Source organism: Hymenobacter sp. R533113 (genome assembly GCF_056835965.1).
Map to the genome: position 1 here is coordinate 171,416 of NZ_JAKWBD010000016.1, position 17,906 is coordinate 189,321.

A 17,906-nucleotide genomic window follows, 5' to 3' on the forward strand; every position below is an offset into this window, starting at 1 on the left:
AAGGTTATGATAAAGCAGAAGCCGCTTCGGGTTACCGGAGCGGCTTTTTACGTATTACGTAATTTAAGCGACTGTTAATTAATGGTATCTGTTCTGGCTACTGAATTACTCAGAGTTCTACCTTCTTATAATTCCCTATATTCTGCTTGCTGGATGGATTTACAGGAGAATAGGCCAGCAGACATATCGTAGTATGCGGGGTGTATTAGCAACTGGTACTACGTTTTGGTTCTTATTCTTATTAGGAATAATTGCGGTAATAGGAGCAGCAGTCGTGTTAATCATGATTCGACACGCTGAAAAATCATAGTTCTTTATGTTAGCAATAATCAGAGTTCCTGCTCCGCTCTGTGCAAACCCGCCAGTTGGCGAACCGTGATATAGCCTAGCAGCAAAAAAGCCGAGAAGAGAATAGTGACACCATAAGTGCGCGGGTATGCCATGGGATGCAGCACCCGATTGAGGATATCGTAGAAAAGCGTGAGCGGATTGGTAAACACATCCCAGCTATTCCAGCGCAGATAGCGGCCCAAATAAATGCCGAAGCTGCTCAGGACAATGGCTACCATAGCGAAGCCCCAACCAGCTATGGCGCCCATGCGGCGACGCACGAGGCCCTGCATCTCAATCAGGGAAGCGTAAGCCAGCATCAGTCCGTTCCAGGCACAGGTTAGAATCAGGGCCAAGTCGTACCAATAAGGCACGCCGGGGCGAGGCATTAGGTGAAATAAGTCGGTGAGAATATAGGGCGCATTTGGGAAGAACAGCAGCCAGATGGCACCCGTTGGCAGTAGTAAGCGGCGGCGGACCGGCCCGGCCGCCAAGCCAAGCATGGTGCTGAGTCCGAAGGGTATCAGGGCCAAAAACAGATTCCAGAGCAGGAAAACAAACGTCAACTCTTGGGTCATAAATACCCGGAACGTAATCAGCACGACGCTTAGGGTAATCGATGCGCCCAGCACAAACAACAGACCGAGACGTTGACGCAGCTGAGGCAGAGAAACGGGCATAAGCAGGCAAGACGATGTGGGAATTACCGTAACGGCCAAGCGCGCCGTTTGGGTATAAGCTAGCAGCGCGCACTTGCTAAAGATAAGACACGACTCCGAAATTCCGCGACGTATTTCATCAGTCTCTGCGCAAGCTTATCTACGAAGATTCAGAAATTTGCCCCGCACCCACAGCGACTGTTCGGCTGGTGACTTAGGCAGCTTCAGACAGATATCATCCCCGCCGATCCTACGTACCTTTGTAGGGCGCATGCGTGAGCATCATTTGCTGATACATTTTCTTTCTCTTCTATTCCTTTTGCCCTCCTCTATGAGGCACTCGTACTCTCTTCGCCTAACTACCTGGCTTTGTTGTTTGTGGTGGCTGGCCGCACCGCCCACGATGGCCCAAACAATGAAAGTGGTGCCGGCTGCTGGCAAATCAGCCGTAGCAAAGCCAGCTACCAAAAAAGCCCCCAGCCTGCCAGCACTGCTTCTAACAAGGCTGTGGTAACTACCAGTAAGCCAACAACGGTTAGGCCTGCAGCCAGCAAATTGCCCTCCACGGCGCAAAAGGCGCCCGTCGCGAAGCCTCGCCCCGCCCTACCTGTCAATCTGAACTCCGCGGATCAGAATACGCGCTACCAAAACGGCAAGGTGCTGCTTGACCAGGGCCGCTACGACTTGGCCATGCAGGAGTTGGCGCCGCTTACGCCGCCTGCTGCCCGCTTCGAGCGCGGCGCCGAGGCTGCCTACTTGTATGCGGTGGCTGCCACCCGCGCCAGGAAATGGGCGGAAGCGGAGCAAATGCTCAATCTGATTCGGACCGAGTATAATAAGTGGGAAAATCTACCCGAAGCCTTGTTTCTGCAAGCGCAGGTGTCGTTTGAGCAGGGCGAACCCAACAACGCCCTGCAAGTGCTCGAGCAGATTTCGAACAAGACGCTGGCCGCCGAGCAGGGGGCCATGAAGGCTACCTATCTGGGCCGCATTCAGGATAAAGCACTGTTCCAGAGCCTGCTACAGCGCTATCCGAAAGACGACGCCGTGGGCCGGGCTTACGCTGATAAGTTGGTAACCGGCGGTTGGTACACCCCAGCTGACAAGCCGATTTTGGAGCAGTTAATCAATGATTTTTCCCTCGATCGGGCCCGCTACACTTCTATTTCCCAGGCTCAAAAAAGGCCATTTACAGAGTAGCCGTCCTTCTCCCTTTCGAGTTTAATGACCCGAGCTGGGAGAAAGTACGTCGCAATCAGTTTGTTACGGACCTTTACGCCGGCTTGCTACTCGCTCAGGATTCCCTGCAGCACGAAGGTCGCCCCGTTCAGCTTTTTGCCTATGATACCGGCGCCGATACTATTCAGCTCAAGCAAGTGTTGGCCTTGCCTGAGCTAGCCGGCATGGACATGATTATTGGGCCCATTTATAAGTCGGGCAGCAAATTACTGGCGCGCTATGCCCAACAGCGCCAGATCATTACTATCAATCCGCTTTCTCAGGATGGCAACCTGACTATCAGCAATAACTGGCATTATCTGTTTGAGCCCAGTATGGCCACGCAGGCCCAGGTGGCTGCCCAGTATGCCTTTCGCACGTTCAGCGGACGTACTGCGGCTGTCCTGCACGAGGATACCAGCGACGACCTGGCCTTTGCGCAGGCTTACAAGACAGCTTATGAAAGCCTGGGGGCAAAGTACCGGTGCTGCGACGTCTCAACTCTAACCTGGAAGAATCGTTGGTAGCTGGCTTTACGGGCATCGACCTTACCACCCTGGGCCACTTAGTAGTTGCCTCCGACAATCGGAAGACCGGGGCTTATACTCTCAAGCATCTTCAGAACCAGGCTGCCCAACTGCCACTTATAGCCTATGGTTCGTGGCTGGAAAATTCGTCGGTGAGCCCTAGCCGCCTCGATGCGCGCGACGTGTATCTGATTCATCGCAAGTACATTGACCCAACTAGCTTTGGAGTCCGGCGCTTTCGCCAGCTGTATGTGCAGCGCTACAATTTGCCCCCCAGCATCTTTGCCCACTCCGGCTTCGAGCTGTTGTACTACTTCGGCCACCAGCTGCACCAACATGGCCCCGCGTTTCAACAGGGCCTGGCCACGTCCGGTCCTATTTCGGGTTCACTGTTTCAGGGTATTGGTTACCCCAATGGCACCCACGACAATCAGTATGTACCGCTTATCAAGCTTGAACGACTGGAAGTAGAAGTACAGAATCCGGTGGGCGGCCGCTAAGGGGCCGAGCCTCAGCATTTGTACTACTTTCTCTAGACTTTTACCCTCGTTGCCTGTTTTATATCTATGAATTCTACTTCCCTCTCTCCCACTCCTGAGCTTACCCTTACCAATAGTGAAGCTCTCTTTTCCCGCGCCAAAAACCATATTCCCGGTGGTGTTAATTCGCCGGTGCGTGCCTTCCGGGCCGTAGGTGGTCACCCGGTATTTATGCAATCGGCCCAGGGTGCCTGGCTGACGGACGTAGACGGCAATAAGTATATCGATTTTATAAACTCCTGGGGTCCAATGATTTTGGGCCATGCGCCACAAGTTGTACTGGATGCAGTCCAACAGGCTATTCCCAGCTCTTTATCGTTTGGCGCACCTACCCGGCGCGAGGTAGAGATGGCGGAACTAATCAAAGCCATGGTGCCCAGCATTGAGAAAGTACGCCTGGTCAACTCGGGGACGGAAGCTACCATGTCGGCCATCCGCGTGGCGCGGGGCTATACCGGACGCGACAAGATTATCAAGTTTGAAGGCTGCTACCACGGCCACGGCGATTCATTTCTTATCGCGGCCGGAAGCGGTGCCCTCACCCTAGGCACGCCTGATTCGCCGGGCGTCACTGCCGGCGTGGCCCGCGATACCATTACCGTTCCTTACAACGACGTGGAGGCTGCGCGCCAGGCCATTGAAGCTAGCGCTGGCCAGGTGGCCGCGCTTATTCTGGAGCCGGTAGTAGGCAATATGGGCCTGGTAGCGCCCGCCGAAGGCTACCTGCAGGCCCTTCGCGACTTATGCACAGCGCATGGCATCGTTCTGATTTTTGATGAGGTAATGACCGGCTTCCGCCTTGCCCGCGGTGGAGCGCAGGAGCTGTACGGCATCAAACCCGACATGACAACGCTGGGCAAAATTATCGGCGGCGGCATGCCCGTTGGCGCCTACGGTGGCCGCCAGGATATCATGGATAATGTGGCACCCGCTGGCAAAGTATACCAGGCAGGTACGCTCTCTGGCAATCCGATTGCCACAGCCGCTGGCATTGCCCAATTAACGTATCTACAACAGAACCCCGATCTGTACACGGAGTTGGATCGCATCACGGCTCGCCTCGCCGACGGCACCCACCAGATTGCCGCCGACCTGGGCCTGAACTACACGGTAAACCGTGTTGGCTCCATGTTCAGCGTGTTTTTTACGGACAAACCAGTACACAACCTGGAGGACGCCAAAACATCTGACACAGAAGCATTCGGGCGCTATTTCCAGGCTATGCTGCACCGAGGCATCTATCTGGCACCGGCCCAGTACGAAGCGCTGTTTGTAAGCACCGCTATTACCGACGAGCTGGTCGACAGGTATCTCTCAGCTTGTCAGGAGTCAATGCGGGAAGCGCACGGGTTATAAACGAAACGATTTGCAGCCAAAAAAGCCCCCCAGAAATTATCTGGGGGGCTTTTTTGGTTCATAGAGAATAGCAAACCGCGCAAATAGAGGAGCCTGAAAGAATAGAAAGCAAGAGGATGGCAGCAGCGGCAACGGCAGAAACCAGTGCTTCGCTTGGTTTCTTACTTTAGTTCTGAGACAATACTGAGCGCATTTTGCTCAAATCTTGCCTTTCCATACCATAGCCAGGAGCTAGCGGTTACCTTTGCGGCCAAACTGTAGCTCCTTTTATGGCCCAACTTCGTCTCTTTTCTTCCTTATTCGTATTGTGGTGCCTGCTCGTGCCGGCCCTACAAATGGCACAAGCCGAGACACCCGCAGAGGCCAACAAGCGCTTGTTTGACCGGAGCATTGATGAGCTGAACTTCCGTACCATGGAAACCGTGTACGACAAGTCATTCACCCGGCGCAAATTTCCGGTTACGCTCCGCACGTATCAGGCCCGGCGCGAATTCGACGACTTCAACAACAACGCCGATCTGAAGCGGCTGTTTCAAAATTATAACGACGTATCGGAGCGCTTTAAGAACCGTTTTGGCAAAGGGCGCCGTGATTTGGCCGAATTTCAGAAGCAGCTCAACTCCGTTCTGATTGACAAGAACTTCGAGTTCTTTATCCGCGTCTTGCCCCGCGATGAGCGTGTGGCGCTTATCCGGTCCTTGCAACGAGTTATTAAACAAGCCGCTGCTCAATTTAACGCTTCCGAAGATCCGGCCCCCGAAGACTTAGCAGCTGATGGTGCAGCCGTTCCCCCCGCTGATGTAGATGCCGACCCCGAAGGGGCATCTTCGCCGGTTGCTTCCCTCGAAGACCCCGCGCCGCAGCCTGAAGCTGGAGCATCGGAATCCGCTCCTGCTACGCTCACCCATACGGCTGACGCGCCCGCCCGCCACGATTGGGTTGATTATTTCACCCTGCTGCTGGCGGGCACTTCTACCCTGCTTCTGGTTTATCTGATCGTAAGCGTGCTGCCCGATCTACGCGCCCGTATCGATGGCTTGGCCGACCAGATTGATCCGCAGGCCCAGCGCCGTACGCCGCGCCGCGATGCGCTCGATCTGCCCGAAGACCGCTACGAAGAGGAGGACAACTAATAAGTAAGAAGAACAAGATAGGGGCAGCAAATTTTCTGTCATCCTCTCATTTTGCATCCACTTCTTACTTGTTTACCCCATTTTATCTCTTGAAATATGATTCTCACTGATCAGCAAATCCTGGCCGAAATAGAGCGGGGCAACATCGTTATCGAACCCTACGATCGGGCTTGCTTGGGCACCAATTCGTACGATGTCCATTTGGGCCGCTACCTGGCTACCTACCGCGCTGCCATACTCGATGCTCGGGCACACAACAAAATTGATGTATTTGAAATGCCTACTGAGGGCTTCGTACTTCAGCCAGGTACTCTGTATCTGGGGGTCACGGAGGAGTATACCGAAAGCCACGCGCAGGTACCATTCCTGGAGGGCAAATCTAGTGTAGGCCGCTTGGGCATCGATATTCACGCCACAGCGGGTAAGGGTGATGTCGGCTTTTGCAACACCTGGACGCTCGAAATATCTGTAACCCAACAGGTACGCGTTTACCCCGGAATGCCCATCGGCCAGCTCATCTATTTTGCTGTACAAGGCGATGTGCAAACCTTCTACAATCGCAAGGCCAATGCCAAGTACAATGAGCGCACCGATAAGCCCGTTGAGTCGATGATGTGGAAGAATGTGTGGTGATGACGCTGCGCTTAATGAAGAATTAGCGGATGTTCTCAACTCCTAAATCTTCGTTGCTCCTTCTTCATTAAGCAAAGCTTGCCTGAACCCACTGGCATAGTTTTTCGTTAATAACTTATATAACTGCTGTTGCCAGCCTTCACTGGCCCGATCGATACTTTGATTAAGGAGCTGATAAACGACTGACACTGATGAGAAAGACACTTGCCACCGCCACCCTGGCCCTAACCGTTGCTCTCGGTGTGCAGGCTCAACAGAAGCCTGGCCCCGCTATGCCTCCGGAGCTGACTCGCTCCACACCTCGCCCAAGTGCAGTACAAGAGCGTGCCCAGCGCCTCTCCGATCAAATGGCTAAGGAGTTGCGCCTCAACGGCTACCAAGCCACAAAGCTGCGTGCCATTAATGAAGATAAAGTTGCTAAAATGGCTGCCATTGAGCAGCGACACGCCGGTAATCCAGCTCTTATTGATGAGCAGTGCAAAGGCGTGTGTAAAGAGCGCGACAAGGAGCTAAGCGCTGTGTTGACCACCAATCAATATAGTGACTACTACAACTCCCGTAGCTCCTTTTACAAGTACGACAAAGATTATGCGGCCACTGCTTCCGATTTTCTATTCGTGAATTCGGTAAAAAATCCGCTACCAGCTAGCAGCAAGGGGGCTACTATTGGCCCGGCTAAGACGACTACAAGCACTCGTTCTGGTTCGAGTAACGGCAATAGATAACATACGATTTTGGAGCATAAAAAAGCCCCCCAGATTGGTTCTGGGGGGCTTTTTTATGCTTAGGATGGACTACTTATTCTTACTTTCCTCTTCTTCCAGATGCGCCATGAGCGTGCGGCACAGCTCCTGCATTTTGGCGGCCATTACTTTGTCATTCGTGGCAGTAGTAATGCTTTCGGCCATGGCACCGATCGTATCAACGTAGAATCGCTTCATCTCATCAACGGGCATTTCCTTCGTCCAAAGATCGATTTTCATGGTGCCCCGTTCGTCACGGTCCCAAAGAGCGATGTTGATGGCTTTGGCGAAATGAATATCGGGACCAGCATCGGTGGCCTGCCAGCTGATGGCTTCCGGCACTTTCTGATCGTCGAGGGCAATACTAAAGCGGATTTCGGATTTCTTCATTGCTTGAATTGCTAAATGGCTGTGGGTCAAATGGTTGCTCGTTCTGCTGACACCGACGTGGCTAGAACGAGCAACCATTTAACCCACAGCCATTTAACCATTTAAATTTAAACGTAATTGTTAAGCATTACCGGCATCACTAGCATCAGGATGCTCTCGTTTTCGTCGGCCGTGGTAGGCATAAGTAGGCCAGCGCGGTTAGGCGTACTCAACTCCAAGGTAATTTCTTCCGAATCAATATTAGAGAGCATTTCAGCCAGGAAGCGGGCATTGAAGCCAATCTCCATGTCCTCGCCCTCATATTGACATGCTAGGCGCTCGCTGGCTTCATTGCTGAAGTCCAGATCCTCGGCCGATACTGTTAGCTCAGATCCAGCTAACCGCAAGCGAACCTGGTGAGTCGTCTTGTTGGAATAGATCGAGATGCGCTTTACCGAGTTCAGGAAATCGGCGCGGCTGATAATCAAACGATTCGGGTTGCTGACCGGAATTACATTTTCGTAGTCCGGGTAGCGCTCATCAATCAGGCGGCACACCAGGCGCATCTGATTGAAGCTAAAGAAGGCATTGGAGCTATTGAACTCCACTTTCACCGTAGTTGCCTCCGATGGCAACGCGCTCTTCAGCAGATTAAAAGCCTTGCGTGGAATAATCAGGTTAGCTGATTGACCAGCGCCTACGTCGAGGCGGCGGTAGCGCAATAGGCGATGACCATCGGTGGCTACAAATGTGGCTTGGTTGTCAGCCAATTGCACCAGAATACCGGTCATAGCGGGCCGTAGCTCGTCAGTGCTGACGGCGAAGATTGTTTTGTTGATTGCTCGCGCCAATGACGAGGATGGCATCTCAATGGGAGTGGAGCCTTTCACCACCGGCACACGCGGGAAATCGGTAGCATTCTCGCCGGCCAGCTTGTAGCGCCCATTAGCCGAGCTGATTTCGATGGTGTACGTTTCCTCGTCCAGCGTAAACGTAACGGGCTGGTCGGGCAGGTTCTTGAGTGTATCGAGCAGAATACGGGCAGGTGCAGCAATACGGCCGGTTTCGCGGGCTTCTACCGGCAACTCGGTTATCATACTGGTTTCCAGATCGGAAGCCGTAATGGTCAACTTGCCGTCCTCAATCTCGAAAAGAAAGTTCTCCAGAATGGGCACTACGGGGTTGTTCGTGACTACGCCATTGATGCTCTGGAGCTGCTTGAGCAAGGCAGAAGACGAGACAATGAATTTCATATAGTGGGGGTTCGGCCAAGGTTGGGGTAAGGCGACAAAGATAGGAAACACACCCGGCTTTGCCAGCGCCGTCCATACGGAAAACAAGGCCTAAAAACGCAATCTATAAAACGGCCACTGTGGCCAATAGGTATCTATCCCCAACTTCACTTTGCCAGGCAGCGGCCTTACCCCAAGAGTAAGCAGATGTTTCCTTTTGCGTATTTATACGCAAATCTCTAGCGGATAATACCTAAAGGAAACCTATTAATACGTAAATCAAATCCTATCAGTCTTGGAAAAGTACAGAGCTATACAATTTTAGCTTATGTTAGTTCGTCCAAAAAGAACTATCGCACTTTGTATGTCCAGCTCTACTCTTCATCATCTAGTTTACCAAAGTACCGCTACTCTTCCTATGGGTTCGAAGGAATTAGAAGCCTTATTAAAGCAGTCCCGCGACTGGAATACGCAGCATCATCTCACCGGTGTATTGCTCTACAGTGAGCATAATATTATGCAGGTACTAGAAGGCCCTGAAGACGAGGTGTTTTATATCTTCGATAAGATTGCACAGGATATTCGTCACCGCAACGTGACAAAACTAGCTGACGGTAAGATTCAGCAGCGCAACTTTTCCCAATGGTCGATGGGCTTCAAGGCCATAGCGCTAAGTGACTTCCAGCATCTATCTGGCTACCTTAACATTAGCCAAGCTGATTTTTTGCCCCCAGCTCTATGCAAAATGATGCGTCTTTGCATTCGCTCCTGGCTTCGTTTGTTACCGAAGATTCTATTCGGTTTTAAACGATGCATAGCGGCGCTTACGCCGCCATGCTCTCAAACCTCCAAATACCCCTAACAACACCAATGGGGCACCAATATTAATGAGTTGCCAGCGGCGGCGCTGCTCCGTTATTTTCACTTTATCCAGCGGCCGTAGCGTGATCTGTTTGCTGCGAACGGCGATGAGGCCGGTTTCGTCGAGCATGTAATCGACGGCATTCAGAGCCAGCTCGCGGTTGGCAAACTCGGTGTTGGCGAGCCGGTCGAAGCCGAGGCGGAAGGGCTGGCCGGTTTTGGGGTCCAGCTCACTGCGCACAAAGTCGCCATCACCAATAATGAGCACTTTGCCGGGGCGGGCATTAGCTGCGGTGGCCGGTTGAAACTGCGTCGTACCTGGCTGGGCACGATTCGCAAACAACGAGCGAAACTGCCCTTCCAGCAAGTAGCCTACTGGCTTGAAACTTTCGCGGTACAGCTTGGCATTCGGCTCCATGCGGGCATCGTTTAGATTGACGGGGACCGGGGAAGGCAATATGCGGGTATAGCGCGAGGTAAAAAGTAACGGCGTTTTGCGAATGCCAACCGCCTTTACCGTATCAATCGTACTCACGAACTTGGTATAGACCGCGTCGAGGTTGCGAGTAATGGGATGCGGGCTAAACTGATTGATGAGCGGATAAAATTGCCACGGCATGGGCTCGACGGTGGGCTGGTCGCCGGTGGTGCCGGTCACGAGCGGAATTACGCCGGAGTTCAGGTCAAGCACCAGATTGGGATTGATGCGGGCACCGTACTTAAACAGCAGATCTTCCAAGTTCAGCTGATACGGAAAAGACAGCATACCACCGCGGGCCGCGCTGTCGAGGTTGACGCGCATAGCATCCACGAAAAAGAGCGCTTTGCCTCCCGCGGTAATGAACTGGTCGAGCTTGAACTTTTCGATTTCAGTGTAGGCTTGCTCGGGCTTCGCTACAATCACCGCATCGAGGGTGCGCAGATTGGGCACGGCAGCCAGATCGACGCGGTACACATCGTAGTACTCCTGCAAGGAGCCGATCAAGTCACCGGCCTGGGCATTGGTTAGCTCGCCGTGGCCTTCCACTACGCCAATAATTTTGCGGCGGCCAAGCGACAATTTGCGGATGTTGCTAGCCAACTCGTACTCCAAGCCTTCAATGCTTTGGTTCAGGCGCACATCGGAAGAAGCCGTTTGGTTGCCGCGCAAGAGTAGCACCTGCTTCTCGCGGGGGCCAACGGCCACGGTGGCCCAGGGGAAGATTATTTTCTCCACTCGTTTGCCGTTCTCAGTAGCGGCCAGATTGGTGGGGCGCAGACCTTTTTTGATCAGCGTTTCATAATACTCACTGCGGGCTTTCTCGGAGCTGGCAGCCGAAGGATCGACAAATACGTAGCGCAGATTTGCCCCCCCATACACCTGCATCTCATTCAGGGTTTCGCGTACGGCCTGCTGGAGGCGGCGAAAAGCGGGCGGAAAGTCGCCATCCAGATACACCGTAACCGTCACTGGCTCCGGCAGATTTTGCAGGAGCTGCTTAGTAGCTGGCGACATGGTATAGCGCTTTTCCTCCGTCAGATCGAGACGGAAAAACAGGCGCTGCCCAACGAGGTTGAAAAGCAGAAGCAGCCCAATAATCAGCAGAAATCTGGTCAGGTCGCGGCGCTTGCGGGAAGGTTGAATTTGTGGTTCGGGCATGTTGTGTTGGGGGCCTCTCGCGTTATTCGTTTCAGTGGGGCCTCAACCCCTAGCCCCTTCTCCCGCGGAGAAGGGGAACTAGCTGCTAGTTTTTTAGAAGGCTAGTATTGACTAGCAGGCTAGTTTCTTCTAAAGCTAGTTCCCCTTCTCCGCGGGAGAAGGGGCTGGGGGTTAAGGCAGTCGTTGGCAGTGTTACCAGTTGCGGCTTTGCAGCACTAGCCGCGTGGCTAAAAGCAGCCCGGCCATGAGGCTAAAAAAATACGTCAGGTCGCGGGAGTCAATGAGGCCTTTGCTGATGTCGCGGTAGTGCGCGGCAATACCAAGCTGACTGATATAGTAAGCAGGACTGCCTTCAAAAACGGAGGCGAGGGAATCAAAACCTGAATACACCAAAAAGCAGCCGACAACGGCGACCAGGAAGGCAATAATCTGGTCGCGGGTAATAGCGGAAGCAAATACGCCCATCGCCACAAACACCCCGGCTAACAGCGCCAGCCCCAGATAAGAGCCCACCGTAGCCGCCGAATCGATGTTGCCTTCCGGATTGCCCAGCTGATATACCGAATAGTAATAGAGCAGTGTAGGCAGCAAGGCCAGCAGCGTAAGCAGCAGACAAGCCAGAAATTTGCCCCCCAGAATCTGCCCATCAGTGAGCGGCCGGGTGAGCAGCAGCTCAATCGTGCCTGCTTTCTTTTCCTCAGCAAAGGTGCGCATAGTGATGGCCGGAATCAGGAACAGAAAGATCCAGGGAGCCATGTTGAATAGGGTTTGCAGGTCAGCGTAGCCGTAATCCAGCACGCTGCTATCAGGAAATACCCACACGAACAGCCCGGTAGCCACCAGAAAAACGCCCATCACCACGTAGGCAACCGGCGAGCTAAGAAAGGCATTGAATTCTTTGCGAAGAATGGCAAACATTAGATTAATGAGTAAAAAAGGCGGTCATGCAGAGGCGGAGCCGAAGCATCTCGCGTGTTTAGTAAGATTACTAATCTCTCATCAGCACGCGAGATGCTTCGGCTCCGCCTCTGCATGACCGCCTGATACTTTTCATTTAGTCAGGCTTTGAAACACTTGCTCCAATGACTGCTCTTCCTGTCGGAGGCCCAGCAGCACCCAACCTTCCTGCGCCGCGAGGCGCGAAATTGCCCCCGGACATCGGCGCCCGCACTGGCCCGGATGTGGTACATGTTCTGGGGGGCAACTTCGACGCTCGTAATGCCGGGCAAAGCACGCAGGGGAGCGGGGTCAATGGCTTGCTCAAACTCCGCACGGATAAGCGTGTCGCCGGCGGCACGGGCGCCTAGTTCGCTCACCGAACTATCGGCCACCAGCTGGCCCCGGTTGATAATCACCACGCGGGTGCACAGGGCTGTTACCTCGGGCAGAATGTGGGTGGAGAAAATCACGGTTTTGTCTTCGCCCAGCTCCCGGATGAGTGTGCGAATCTCGCCAATCTGGTTGGGATCGAGGCCCGTGGTGGGCTCGTCGAGAATAAGTACGCCGGGGTCGTGAATGAGGGCCTGAGCGAGGCCTACACGCTGTCGGTAGCCTTTCGATAAGGCGCCAATCTGCTTGTTCTGCTCCCGGCCCAGCCCTACCCTATCAACCATAGCCGCGACGCGCCGCTGGCGGTTGGCGCCTTTCAGACCATGCACGGACCCAATAAATTCGAGATACTCATGCACGTACATATCCAGGTAAAGCGGATTGTGCTCAGGCAGATAACCAACCTGGCGGCGTACTTCCAGCGGCTCGGTCAGCACATCGTGGCCCGCTACGCGTACCGTACCGGCGCTGGGGGGCAAATAGCCGGTCGCAATCTTCATGGTCGTGGATTTGCCGGCCCCGTTCGGGCCCAGGAAGCCCAGAATCTCGCCTTTGCCCACCGAGAACGAAATGTCATTCACGGCCGCCTGGGAACCGAAATTTTTGGTCAGATGCTGTATTTCAACCATAGAATGTAATGAAAAGCTCCAGCTTCGGACATCATTGCGTCTCCCAAAACGGAGTGCAACGACGGTTTCGTACAAGGAAGCGCGAAGCTGGAGCTTTGCGCCACAAGTTTACTTTTTGGGCTGTAATGGCCGCATTTCCAAGTCCACAATGTGGAAATTAAAGGGCGTTTGCAGCGTATAGATGATGGTGTCGGCGATATCCTGGGGCTGCATCATGTGCTCGTTGGCATCGGTGCCGGGGATATCATCGAAGAAATTGGTTTGCACCGAGCCCGGATACAGGCAGGTGACTTTGATGCCATCGTTACGCACTTCCTTAAACAACGACTGCGAGAAGCCCCGCACGGCAAACTTGGACGCGCAATAACCCGCCATTTTTTCAATGCCCGTAGTACCAGCAATGGACGAGATGTTGACGATATGGCCGAGCTGCTGACGCTTCATAGCGGGCAGTACAGCCTGGCAGCAGTAAAACGTACCGTGCACATTGGTATCAAACATCGTGTGCCAATCGTCGGCCGAGAAGCCATCGACCGGTCCAGCGATACCCAAACCCGCATTATTGACGAGTACGTGCACCTCGGAGCCAAGCTGGTTGATGGTGTTGGCAAAAGCCGCCTGCACACTGGCATGCTTGCGCACGTCACACTCAAAAAAATGAAACTGCTCGTGCGTCAGGTCTTTGGGTGGAGTGCGGCCCCAACCAGCTACGATGGCTCCCTGGGCCAATAATGCCTTTGCCGTGGCCAAGCCAATGCCTTTGCTGACGCCCGTTAGAATAGCTACCTTGCCGGTCAGGTCCATAGTTAGGGTATGTTGCGAGTGAATAGTTGGTTGCAAGTTAGCTGCCCGCAGCGGCTTTTGCGCAGTTTGATCTTCCTGCTGGTGTTGGTTCCTTGGTTAGCTGGCTGCGCCAAAGACCACGAAGGTGACTGTTTTAAAAGTACGGGCAGCATTGTGACCGAGCGCCGGGCACTACCACCCTTTCAGGACTTAACTACTTACACCAACGTAGATGTGACGCTAGTGCAGGACGCTACCGCCGATGAACCTTACGCCGAAGTGCGGACGGGCAAAAACCTGCTGGAGGATATTGAGCTTGAGGTAGAAAATGGGCGGCTTACCATCCGCAATACAAGTCGGTGCAACTGGGTGCGCCGCTACGACACGCCCCGCGAAGTAACCTTGCACGTAGCTAGTATTAGTGATGTAGCCTTATTGGGCGCGGGCAATATCCGCACGGCCGGCAACTTTCGCGTTGGTACCGTTTTCTTTCACCTCGTAGGGGCCGGCGACTACGACCTTGACCTAACCAGTGATATTATCTATCTGGATATGTATGAGTTGGGTGATGTACGCCTGCGCGGTGCAGCTGAAGAGCTTAGTCTGATTGTGGGAGGACTAGGAACCGTGCGCGCCACCGAATTGCAAACCAAACGTTGCTTTTTTGAGCTTACTCGCAGCAGCGACGGATCAGCCTACGTCAGGGCTTCTGACATCGTGGGCGGCAACCATGCCGGCACCGGTATCCTCTATTACAGCGGCAATCCTGCCGTCACCGACATTCGGGTAACTGGTAAGGGTAAGACAGTAAAAGTTAATTGAGGCTACTGCTAAATATCTCCCAGCTGCGGACGAATCAGCAGTTCTTCCACCACGGCCTGGGGCGACAAGGAATAAGCGCCGAAAATAGCTTCCGCCACATCTTCGGCCTTAATAAACCGCTCGGGGGCAAATCTACGCCCTCCCAGCTGGCCGTGAGCGTGGCCCCCGGCAGCACTGCCGTCACCCGAATATTCTGTTCTTTTAGTTCTTCGCGCAGAGCTTTCGTCAGGCCAAGCAAGGCAAACTTCGCTACGCTGTAGGCTCCGCCGCTGGGGTAAGCCCGTAAGCTAGCCACGGAACACATCGTAAAAATATGCCCCCCACCGTGCGCCAACATGCTGGGTAGCAAGGTGCGGGTTACATCATAAGTGCTGTAAAGATTTACATCAATCATGTGGCGCAGCACCGACCCTTCCTCGGTGTCATCCTGAAGGCGACCGGGCGTAAAGGCTCCGGTATTGTTTACTAAGACCTCAATTTTGCCCCCCAACGCCAGTACAAAGTCGGTGAAGCGGCGGGTGTCGGCGGGTTGGCTGAGGTCGGCGGCTAAGGTGTACAGCTCGCTCCCCGGAATTTCCTGCTCCAGGTCGGCGGCGAGGGTAAGCAAATCGGCGGCCGAGCGGGCGCAGGTAACCACCGCGAAACCAGCCCGCGCAAAGCGCATGACCACAGCGCGCCCAATTCCCTTCGTTCCGCCAGTAACAATGATATATTTTTGCATTCCTTTACTTGTTGCGTTCGTTTTTACGTAGGGTTACCAAACACGGGCCGAGCATTTACAAGGCGTAGCTGTTTGTTCTGCAAGTTCCTGCATTTCTCCCTTCCTCCTTCCGCTTTATGGTCAAAAACTTCGGCGAATTTCTGCTTTTCATTCAAAGTATGGTCACGCGGACCGAGCGCCTCTCAACGCTCTGGCAACGCACCCTTGAAGAGGCCGTGATTATCGGTTTCAACTCGGTCTTTATCGTCGCTATTGTCAGCGCTTTTATCGGGGCCGTTACCTGCGTCCAGATTTCGTATAACCTTGTCAGTCCGCTTATTCCGAAGTCTACCATCGGCTTCATGGTGCGCGAAATGACCATTTTGGAGCTGGCTCCCACTATCACCAGCATCGTGCTGGCGGGTAAGGTTGGCTCCAGCATTGCGGGTGGTTTAGGAACCATGCGCATCACCGAGCAGGTGGCAGCATTAGAGGTAATGGGCATCAACTCTGCCTCCTACTTAGTGCTTCCGCGTATCGTAGCGGCCATTCTTATGTTCCCGCTGCTGGTTATTCTGGCAATGGTGCTTTCCATTTTGGGCGGCTACTTAGCCGGCACTCTCACTGGCGCTATTTCAGCTCAGGAATATATCGAAGGTCTGCGGAGCGATTTTATTCCCTACAATATCACCTTCGCCCTGATTAAGTCGGTGGTATTTGCTTTCCTGGTTTCCGCTATTTCCGCTTACAAAGGCTACTTCACCACGGGCGGCGCCCTAGAAGTAGGCGCGGCCAGCACCGGCGCTGTAAACAACTCTATTATTGCTATTCTGCTGGCTGACTTCGTGTTGGCGGCGCTACTTCTGTAAATGGTTAAATGACTGAGTGGTTAAATGGCTAATTGTATTAACATTTGAACGACAACCATTTAACTATTCAACCTTCAGCCATTTAACCATTCAACCATTTATTCTCATGATTGAAATTCACAACGTCCAGAAATCCTTTGATGGCAACCAAGTGCTGAAGGGTATCACCTGCACGTTTGAGACGGGCAAGTGCAATCTGTTGCTTGGTGGCTCAGGTACCGGCAAAAGTGTGCTGTTGCAGTGCATTGTGGGCCTCATGCAGCCCGATATCGGTAGCATCACCTACGATGGCAGCGTGTTCACCAACAATAAGGTGCAGATCAGACAGGAAATCCGGCGCAAAATCGGGATGCTGTTTCAGGGCTCGGCGCTGTTCGATTCCATGACGGTGTACGAAAACACGGAGTTTCCTTTGAAAATGCTTACGCCCGAGATGACGAGGGAAGAGCGCCGCGACCGGGTGGAGTTTTGCCTGAAACGGGTAGGACTCGAAAATGCGGGCAACAAAATGCCGGCTGAAATCAGCGGTGGCATGAAGAAGCGCGTGGGTATTGCCCGCGCCATTGCGCCCAACTGTACCTACCTCTTCTGCGACGAACCCAACTCCGGCCTCGACCCGCTCACCAGCCTCAAGATCGACGAGCTGATTCACGAAATCACCCACGAATACAATATCACCACCGCCATCATCACCCACGACATGAATTCGGTGATTGAAATCGGTGACCACATTATCTTCTTGCATAAAGGCCAAAAGCTTTGGGATGGCACTAAGGAGGAAATCCTTAATGCTCAAGTACCTGAATTGAAAGAATTTATTTTCAGCAGCAGCTTGGTACGAGCCGCTAAAAAAGTGGACGACGAATCAGAAGGTGGCCTCGCGGCCATTACGGAAGGCGAATCAACCAGCGCTTGATTCTGTGGTTGATTCTTGATAAAAAAGCCCCCCAGAAAGTGTTCTGGGGGGCTTTTTTATCCTACTCATTTTAAGCTCTCCTGTCACGTAAGCCCATTAAGTGGGCTAAGTGGTGCTGGCCATGCCAGGCATAGAGCACCAGCGCCTGATCAAGCGTGTAATCCCGATTATTCCTTGGGTGATAAAAGGTGCGTTGCCATTGCTCATCGGTTAAGTGTTGGAGCAACACCGTCCAGCGAGTGTGCAAGGCGTCCAACAATGTCAAGGATACCGTGATGGGTGTTGCCGCCACGTCGGGCAGTTCGGCCCAGGCGTGCTCATCGTAGGGGCGCACGGTGGGCCTTTCTTCCGTAAGAGCCAGGCGGAAACGCGTATAACAGTTCAGGTGTGAGTCGGCCAGATGGTGAATGACTTGTCGGCCTGTCCAGCCGCTGGGGCGGTATGGCTCTAGCAACCTAACCCCACCTATTTCGCGGGCTATAGCAACAAGGTGGGTCGGCAACTTTGTAATCTGTTGAATAAAAACTGCGCGTTCAGCAGCGGAAAGTGAGCCAGTTGGCAGCGTTGGGTGGCCGATGGGGTAGCGCAGGTCGGGGCTGGGGGGCATTTTTAGTTCGTT

Annotated in this window: 20 protein-coding genes; 11 read left to right on the top strand and 9 right to left on the bottom strand. The window is 53.4% G+C overall.

Features of this window, described 5'->3' with window-relative positions:
* Positions 1-329: 329 nt before the first annotated feature.
* Positions 330-1,010 carry a DUF1361 domain-containing protein gene (locus MKZ35_RS22570; RefSeq protein WP_482515465.1) on the bottom strand — a complete coding sequence of 227 codons (681 nt, stop codon included), beginning with the start codon at positions 1,008-1,010 and terminating at the stop codon, positions 330-332.
* 348 nt (positions 1,011-1,358) lie between these two features.
* On the opposite strand from MKZ35_RS22570, the gene MKZ35_RS22575 reads away from it, so the two are divergent.
* From MKZ35_RS22575 to MKZ35_RS22605, 7 genes are all read left to right on the top strand, one after another.
* Positions 1,359-2,189, top strand: coding sequence for a tetratricopeptide repeat protein (locus tag MKZ35_RS22575; protein ID WP_482515466.1), 831 nt, complete (start codon positions 1,359-1,361; stop codon positions 2,187-2,189).
* A gap of 83 nt (positions 2,190-2,272) precedes the next feature.
* The gene (locus MKZ35_RS22580) at positions 2,273-2,734 is read left to right on the top strand and encodes an ABC transporter substrate-binding protein (RefSeq protein ID WP_482515467.1); all 462 of its coding nucleotides are present in this window, start codon (positions 2,273-2,275) and stop codon (positions 2,732-2,734) included.
* A complete protein-coding gene (locus MKZ35_RS22585) occupies positions 2,692-3,234 on the top strand; it encodes a hypothetical protein (RefSeq protein ID WP_482515468.1) in 543 nt (180 codons plus the stop codon). The genes MKZ35_RS22580 and MKZ35_RS22585 overlap by 43 nt, the downstream gene beginning before the upstream one ends.
* 66 nt (positions 3,235-3,300) lie before the next feature.
* Positions 3,301-4,629 carry a glutamate-1-semialdehyde 2,1-aminomutase gene (hemL, locus tag MKZ35_RS22590; protein WP_482515469.1) on the top strand — a complete coding sequence of 443 codons (1,329 nt, stop codon included), beginning with the start codon at positions 3,301-3,303 and terminating at the stop codon, positions 4,627-4,629.
* Positions 4,630-4,898: 269 nt separating this feature from the next.
* Positions 4,899-5,762 (top strand): hypothetical protein, encoded by an 864-nt coding sequence (locus tag MKZ35_RS22595; RefSeq protein WP_482515470.1) that lies wholly within the window; start codon positions 4,899-4,901, stop codon positions 5,760-5,762.
* Between the two features lie 96 nt (positions 5,763-5,858).
* The gene (dcd, locus tag MKZ35_RS22600) at positions 5,859-6,395 is read left to right on the top strand and encodes a dCTP deaminase (RefSeq protein WP_482515471.1); all 537 of its coding nucleotides are present in this window, start codon (positions 5,859-5,861) and stop codon (positions 6,393-6,395) included.
* A 191-nt stretch (positions 6,396-6,586) separates the two neighbouring features.
* Entirely contained in the window at positions 6,587-7,120 is a 534-nt protein-coding gene (locus MKZ35_RS22605; RefSeq protein WP_482515472.1) for a hypothetical protein, read from the top strand.
* 69 nt (positions 7,121-7,189) lie between these two features.
* Here the strand turns inward: MKZ35_RS22605 and gldC are convergent, their stop codons facing one another.
* Together gldC and dnaN are read right to left on the bottom strand one after the other, a co-directional pair.
* A complete protein-coding gene (gene gldC / locus MKZ35_RS22610; protein ID WP_482515473.1) occupies positions 7,190-7,528 on the bottom strand; it encodes a gliding motility protein GldC in 339 nt (112 codons plus the stop codon).
* 107 nt (positions 7,529-7,635) lie between these two features.
* Positions 7,636-8,760, bottom strand: coding sequence for a DNA polymerase III subunit beta (gene dnaN, locus MKZ35_RS22615; RefSeq protein ID WP_482515474.1), 1,125 nt, complete (start codon positions 8,758-8,760; stop codon positions 7,636-7,638).
* Positions 8,761-9,103: 343 nt separating this feature from the next.
* Here dnaN and MKZ35_RS22620 point away from each other — a divergent pair, with 343 nt between their 5' ends.
* Complete coding sequence (locus MKZ35_RS22620; RefSeq protein ID WP_482515475.1) at positions 9,104-9,601, top strand: BLUF domain-containing protein; 498 nt, start codon at positions 9,104-9,106, stop codon at positions 9,599-9,601.
* On the opposite strand, the gene gldG is transcribed toward MKZ35_RS22620, so the two are convergent.
* The 4 genes from gldG to MKZ35_RS22640 form a co-directional block, all read right to left on the bottom strand.
* Positions 9,533-11,239: a gliding motility-associated ABC transporter substrate-binding protein GldG gene (gldG, locus tag MKZ35_RS22625; RefSeq protein WP_482515476.1), complete on the bottom strand. Its 1,707-nt coding sequence runs from the start codon at positions 11,237-11,239 to the stop codon at positions 9,533-9,535. The genes MKZ35_RS22620 and gldG overlap by 69 nt on opposite strands.
* Positions 11,240-11,431: 192 nt before the next feature.
* Positions 11,432-12,157 carry a gliding motility-associated ABC transporter permease subunit GldF gene (gene gldF, locus MKZ35_RS22630; RefSeq protein WP_482515477.1) on the bottom strand — a complete coding sequence of 242 codons (726 nt, stop codon included), beginning with the start codon at positions 12,155-12,157 and terminating at the stop codon, positions 11,432-11,434.
* A 140-nt stretch (positions 12,158-12,297) separates the two neighbouring features.
* Positions 12,298-13,197: an ATP-binding cassette domain-containing protein gene (locus MKZ35_RS22635; RefSeq protein WP_482515478.1), complete on the bottom strand. Its 900-nt coding sequence runs from the start codon at positions 13,195-13,197 to the stop codon at positions 12,298-12,300.
* Positions 13,198-13,305: 108 nt separating this feature from the next.
* On the bottom strand, positions 13,306-14,001 hold the full coding sequence (locus MKZ35_RS22640) for an SDR family oxidoreductase (RefSeq protein ID WP_482515479.1): 696 nt from the start codon (positions 13,999-14,001) through the stop codon (positions 13,306-13,308).
* A 57-nt stretch (positions 14,002-14,058) separates the two neighbouring features.
* On the opposite strand from MKZ35_RS22640, the gene MKZ35_RS22645 reads away from it, so the two are divergent.
* A complete protein-coding gene (locus MKZ35_RS22645; RefSeq protein ID WP_482515480.1) occupies positions 14,059-14,802 on the top strand; it encodes a GIN domain-containing protein in 744 nt (247 codons plus the stop codon).
* A gap of 34 nt (positions 14,803-14,836) precedes the next feature.
* Here the strand turns inward: MKZ35_RS22645 and MKZ35_RS22650 are convergent, their stop codons facing one another.
* A complete protein-coding gene (locus MKZ35_RS22650) occupies positions 14,837-15,523 on the bottom strand; it encodes an SDR family NAD(P)-dependent oxidoreductase (RefSeq protein ID WP_482515481.1) in 687 nt (228 codons plus the stop codon).
* A 116-nt stretch (positions 15,524-15,639) separates the two neighbouring features.
* Here MKZ35_RS22650 and MKZ35_RS22655 point away from each other — a divergent pair, with 116 nt between their 5' ends.
* Positions 15,640-16,371, top strand: a complete 732-nt coding sequence (locus tag MKZ35_RS22655) for an MlaE family ABC transporter permease (RefSeq protein ID WP_482515482.1) — start codon at positions 15,640-15,642, stop codon at positions 16,369-16,371.
* Positions 16,372-16,477: 106 nt separating this feature from the next.
* Positions 16,478-17,287 (top strand): ABC transporter ATP-binding protein, encoded by an 810-nt coding sequence (locus MKZ35_RS22660; protein WP_482515483.1) that lies wholly within the window; start codon positions 16,478-16,480, stop codon positions 17,285-17,287.
* Between the two features lie 70 nt (positions 17,288-17,357).
* Here MKZ35_RS22660 and MKZ35_RS22665 read toward each other — a convergent pair whose 3' ends face one another.
* Positions 17,358-17,894 (bottom strand): YfiT family bacillithiol transferase, encoded by a 537-nt coding sequence (locus tag MKZ35_RS22665; RefSeq protein ID WP_482515484.1) that lies wholly within the window; start codon positions 17,892-17,894, stop codon positions 17,358-17,360.
* Positions 17,895-17,906: the final 12 nt, after the last annotated feature.